This is a genomic window from Kocuria sp. (assembly GCF_030536815.1).
Lineage (GTDB): Bacteria > Actinomycetota > Actinomycetes > Actinomycetales > Micrococcaceae > Kocuria > Kocuria gwangalliensis.
Window position 1 is genome coordinate 1 of sequence record NZ_JAUNPE010000186.1, and the last position, 3739, is coordinate 3739.

The 3739-nt window shown below is 60.5% G+C and carries 3 protein-coding genes; 1 reads left to right on the forward strand and 2 read right to left on the reverse strand.

Translation table 11 applies throughout. The features are described from left to right. Positions 1–59: 59 nt before the first annotated feature. On the reverse strand, positions 60–1472 hold the full coding sequence (locus Q4E95_RS11770) for an FAD-dependent oxidoreductase (protein WP_303383486.1): 1413 nt from the start codon (positions 1470–1472) through the stop codon (positions 60–62). Then, positions 1469–2173 carry a TetR/AcrR family transcriptional regulator gene (locus tag Q4E95_RS11775; protein ID WP_303383487.1) on the reverse strand — a complete coding sequence of 235 codons (705 nt, stop codon included), beginning with the start codon at positions 2171–2173 and terminating at the stop codon, positions 1469–1471. Before Q4E95_RS11775 ends, Q4E95_RS11770 begins: the two co-directional genes overlap by 4 nt. Positions 2174–2341: 168 nt before the next feature. On the opposite strand from Q4E95_RS11775, the gene Q4E95_RS11780 reads away from it, so the two are divergent. Beyond that, a complete protein-coding gene (locus tag Q4E95_RS11780) occupies positions 2342–3700 on the forward strand; it encodes an APC family permease (RefSeq protein WP_303383488.1) in 1359 nt (452 codons plus the stop codon). Positions 3701–3739: the final 39 nt, after the last annotated feature.

A 3739-nucleotide genomic window follows, 5' to 3' on the forward strand; every position in this document is an offset into this window, starting at 1 on the left:
GATGAGGTGGAATCAAGACTAGGAGTCAGAGGTGAGTCGGAGCTGGATAATCCGCACCTTCAGCGCTTCCCAATAGTCGATAAGACTTCCTCCGCCGCTCGCTGGCCGGATCTGATGGCGCCGTCGATGTACCCGTTCCACACGGACGCCGTCTCCGCGCCCGCCCAGGAGATGCGCCCCAGTGGCTTCGCGAGGTGCTCCCCCACGGTGGTCCACAATCCGGTGCCGAACCGCCCGCCGTAGCAACCCCGCGTGAAGGGCTCCTCGGACCAATTGCGCTGCAGCACCTCGGTCGGCCGAGATGCCGTCTCCCCGAAGAAGCATTCCAGATCATCCACGACGAGTTGAGCGCGCTGTTCCTCGGACAGGTCATTGAAGGCCCGAGCATGGCGACCCTCCACGAAAGCCACCAGAATGCCCCGTTGGGAATCGGGAACACCGTTGTCGTACACAAGGGAAACGTGGTGGTCGAGACTGAGTACCGTCCCGCTGAGCCCTTCCGCGTGCCAAAACGGCGTGTCGTATTCGATCTGGAACTTGATGACGTTCCCCGCGTTCATGTGCGACTGCGCAATGTCCCGATTGGCGGGAAGAGGCGGTGCGTAGTCAATTCTTGCGGCCATGACCGGCGGCAGCGCCACGATCACGTGATCACATCGGTATCGCGTACTAGTGGTTCTGACCATGGCCTGGTTGTTGGGTGCCTTGAGTCTCTGCTCCGTGTCCCACTCGGATATCTCGAGCACCTCGTGGTCCAGCACTACCCGGTCGCCGAGGGACTCGGCGAGGCGTTCCGCCAGCTGGTGCGTACCACCGCGGACGCGGGAATCCTGGGCCCCGCCGATGGTGATCATCATTCGGTGCAGGCCGCCTCCCGAACTCAAGTAGTACAACATGTGAAGGGCCGAGTACTCGTCCGATTCCGCGGCAAAAATGGACGCCAACAACGTGTCCGCGAATCTCCGGGCGGCGCGGTCTTGACAGGTGTCGTCCAACCACTGAGCCGCCGTCATGCGGTCCAAACCGGCGGCACCGGGAGAGTTCCCCGGGGCTTGCCGGTCAATGGTTGCGGCGGTGCCGTCGATGGTCTCCACCAACTCCTGGAACGCACGCGCCGACTCACCCGGCAGGCCGAACGTGTCATCATCGCTTTCTTGACGTCCACCCTCGGCGAAGAGCAGTGACCTGCCTTTGTCACGCACGGTAAAGGTCTCCAGTCCCAGCCGTTCAGCCAATGCCAGCACTTCGTCCTGAGTGGGTCCGACCCACTGGCCGCCCAGTTCAATGCTCGTACCCGATGTGAAGTGTCCGCCCTCGAGTCGCCCTCCCACTCGTTCCCGGGCTTCCAACACAATGACGTCCTGCCCGTGCTCCACGAGCAGTTCCGCAGCCGTCAGTCCGGCAATGCCGGCCCCCACCACGACCACGTCCGTGGTTCTTTCGGGGACGTCGTTACGCTTGGCGTCGTTCACTGTTCCTCCTGTTGTCGCGGTGCACCATCCGCGGGCTTCTGCATCGGGGGCGGCGGATCCTTGGTCAGAGTTCCGGGGGGCACGTTCAATCGAGCTTCAATGGGTGCCGAAATACGCTCGCGGTACTGCCCCGGGTCTCGGTAACCGACGATGGTGTGCGCGTTGAACCCGTCCAGGAGAGCAATGATTTCCCAGGCGCAGCTGTCCGCACACGGCACATCGAAGTCCCCGTCCGACATGCCCTGTTCCAGGATGGCGGCCACCATGGCCTGCCAACGGTCCATCATGAGGCGCACTGCGTCAGCCGTCTCCGGATGACGTCGCCCTAGGCTCCACCCGTCGAGCCACACTCCGGCGTAGTCTTCTCTGCCCGGCCGGCTCGTCAAACGAATCAACTCGGACAGCTTGTGTACTGCCTTGGAGTATCGGGCCACGTGCGACGTGACCGTCACGAATTCGGTCTGCAGTAGGTCCAGGTAAACGCGCAGCCGTAAGGATTCAATACTCGGCTCATAGTGCACCACCAATGCGTGGGTGACCCCTAGCCGTGCAGCGATGTTCCGATGCGTTAGGTTTTGCAGTCCCTCGGTCAGAGCCAGTTGTTGTGCTGTGGCCGCAATGGCCTCCCGGCGCTTCTCAGGTGACAAACGACGGCGCACACCGGCGGTTCCGCCGCCTTCATCCCCGGCTTTCTTGCTCACCATCGCCTCCATTGACAGTCCCCGGCGCCCACCCTAGGCTCTCGGGAAAGTGATATTGACCACATGGTCAATATGCCGCTGTCCCGGTGAGGTGTCAAGGACACCGGACGTCCGTGCTTTGATCCAGGCCACAAACGTGCAGGTCCCCGGACATAGGAGTCACAGGTCATGCTCAGTCCACAACTCAACGAACCCACAGGAGCCAGCCGCGAACCGGGTGGCTCCCTACGCCGATCAATGGGACTCCCCACTCTTGTGTTCTTCGGGTTGTCCTACATGGTTCCGATGACGGTCTTCACGACGTACGGCATAGTCAACGACATCACCGGCGGATTCCTCGCCAGCGCCTATCTCATCACCCTGGCAGCCATGCTGTTCACGGCCTGCAGCTATGCATTCATGGGGCGCAGAGTCGATTCGGCCGGCTCGGCGTACGCCTACACCCGGGAGGGGTTGGGTGGCGGCATTGGTTTCCTCACCGGATGGGCGGTCATGATCGACTACATCCTGCTGCCGATGCTCAACTACCTCTTGATCGGCCTGTACCTTTCGGAACAGTTCCCATCCATTCCGGCATGGGTTTTCTCGCTGACGGCCCTGGTGCTTGTCACCGTGCTCAACATTGTGGGAATCCTGGTGGTGAAGAGCGCGAACATGGTGCTTGTCCTGCTGCAGATCGTTTTCTTCCTAATTTTCTTCGTCTTTGCGGCTCGAGCATTTGACCCGGCCGCCAACCCGCTGGACCCATTTGTTCGTTCGGATTTCAATCTGACCGCGGTAGCCGCAGGCGCGGCAGTACTGTGCCTCTCATTTCTTGGGTTTGACGCGATCTCGACCATGGCTGAAGAAGCGCAGAAGCCTAAACAAGCAATCCCTCGGGCTGTCATTCTCACCACGATCATCGGCGGAGTATTCTTCGTGTCCGTGTCATGGTTCGCTTACATGGCCCACCCCGCGGTCATCTCCGGAGACGACGCGGATGTTGCAGCTATCTCAGTCCTGGCCCACATTGGTGGAAACCTGTTGACAGCGCTTTTTCTGGCCGCCTATGTCACCGGTGCCCTTGGTTCTGCGCTGGCATCGCAAGCCTCGGTTTCAAGAATCCTCTATGCGATGGGCCGCGACCGTGTACTTCCCCACAAATTGTTCGGCACCATTTCCCGTCGTTTTCGAACGCCCGTGGGTGCAATTCTCGTCGTAGCCGTCATCTCGACATCGGCCGTCTTCGCGGATGTCGATTTCGTTGCCTCCATCGTCAGTTTTGGAGCGTTGACCGCCTTCAGCATGGTCAACCTCAGCGTCATTTCAACGTTCTTGATCCGAGATCGACGCCGCTCGGTGGGCGCGGTGATCTGTTATGGAGTTATTCCCCTGATCGGATTTTTTCTCACCGCATGGCTGTGGACGAGCCTCACGGGAAATACGGTTCTCTTGGGATTGGCGTGGATAGCTGTGGGCTTCATTCAATTGATGTGGCACACGCGGATGTTCACGAGGCCGGTTCCGCGCATGCATTTGGAGAGCTAACAATCGGCTGTCGCCGAGAGCACGGCCTCCGAGCACACG